Source organism: Thiorhodococcus mannitoliphagus, assembly GCF_010915725.1.
Taxonomy (GTDB): Bacteria; Pseudomonadota; Gammaproteobacteria; order Chromatiales; family Chromatiaceae; genus Thiorhodococcus; species Thiorhodococcus mannitoliphagus.
The window spans coordinates 1-1,294 of sequence record NZ_JAAIJR010000334.1 but is presented as its reverse complement, the minus strand read 5'-3'; the positions used below and the strand labels follow the sequence as shown (position 1 = coordinate 1,294).

Below are 1,294 nucleotides of genomic sequence, written 5' to 3'. Positions count from 1 at the left end.
GTCAGATAGGCGCTGAGCCAATCGTCACCCATCTGTGCCTGACTGCTGGCGAGGGACTCGCGCAGCCAGAGGTCCCATGGCTGGGTGAAGTCGACCGGGAGCCGCCGGCTGACGAAGTCGCCCAAGCCCGGCAGCTTGCCATAGAAGCCGGGAGTCGCCTGCTCCTTGCCGTTCACAGCCGCCCCGGGCACCTGAAGGCCCGAACCTCGTCGGGCTTGAAGGGATTGCGCACGCTGACCGCGCGCAGCTCGAAGCGCGCCGACAAGCCGCCCAGCGAGAAGGTCACGTCGAACTTCTCCGGCTGCCGCGTGGCACGCAGCGCGGAGCGATCGAGCACCCTGAACCAGGCCCAAGGCCCCTCTTCGGTCAGGCTCGGACCACTGCCCGTGCTATCGACGAAGACCAGGCGGACACGATCGACGCCCTCGGGCGCCGGCCATTTCAGCGTCTGACCCCGCAGCGGCCCGTGGCGGTAGTCGAGCCGTCATTCCGCACCCCGTCAGCCGCTTGCAGAATATATCGCCACATAGCGCGGCCCGAGCAGCTGCAGTAAGACGCGGTGGTGTTGCTCGACGTGCAGCACGATCTGCTCGACGTGCTCAACGACCAGCACATGGATGCCTTTGAAAAATTGGAACACCCAACGCGCCGTGGGACGCGCGGTGGGCTTGCCGGTTTGATCGGGGACGGTGGCCTGCTCGGCCTTGAGGACCTCGCGGATACGCTGCTCCAAGGCGGCGTAGACCAACAGGCACAGGGTCATGACCATCATCAGGGCCATGATGCGCTCGGGCTTCTTGAGGTAGAGCGTCGCGGCCATGAACATCGGATCCTTGAGGAAGCGAAAGCCACGCTCGACCTTCTGCTGGTCCTTGTAGGCGGCGATGAGATCTGCATCGCTGAGGACCTGCTCATCGAGCTGGTTGGTGGCGAGGATGAAGCAGCTTTTGCGCTCGAGGCGGCGTTGGCGCTCCTGCACCCGCGAGGCGAGCGCGCCGACGATGCGATAGACAAAGAAGTCTGGCTCGCGTCCCTTGGCCGGGCGCCCCTTGCCCTTGAAGCGGGGCAGCGCCTCGATGTGGGTCTCACCGAGCATCGCGATCTTGAGGGTGCGCTCGAAGCGCGCCAGGGCCTTGAGCGCATCGGCCTCGCAGGCGAAGTCGGTGCTGCACAGGCGCTCGAAGTCCTTGAGTTCGGCGCGGCCCTGCTTGAGACAGTGCTTGTCGACGCGCTTGAGGGCGCGTTGGCGCGCCTGCGGGGAATACACCACGACCCAGCGTTGGCGCACCTCGCC

At 65.9% G+C, this 1,294-nt stretch carries 2 protein-coding genes and 1 pseudogene; all 3 read right to left on the bottom strand.

All coding sequences use genetic code 11. The features are described from left to right. Positions 1-191, bottom strand: a 191-nt coding sequence (gene tagF / locus G3480_RS26695) for a type VI secretion system-associated protein TagF (RefSeq protein ID WP_338114240.1), incomplete at its 3' end; no start/stop codon positions are given. Then, positions 173-472 (bottom strand): annotated as a pseudogene (locus tag G3480_RS26690) (type VI secretion IcmF C-terminal domain-containing protein); the annotation flags it as partial. The gene tagF and the pseudogene G3480_RS26690, both read right to left, overlap by 19 nt. Before the next feature lie 27 nt (positions 473-499). Beyond that, positions 500-1,294: IS1634 family transposase (locus tag G3480_RS26685; RefSeq protein WP_164657216.1), on the bottom strand; the 795-nt coding region annotated here is incomplete at its 5' end.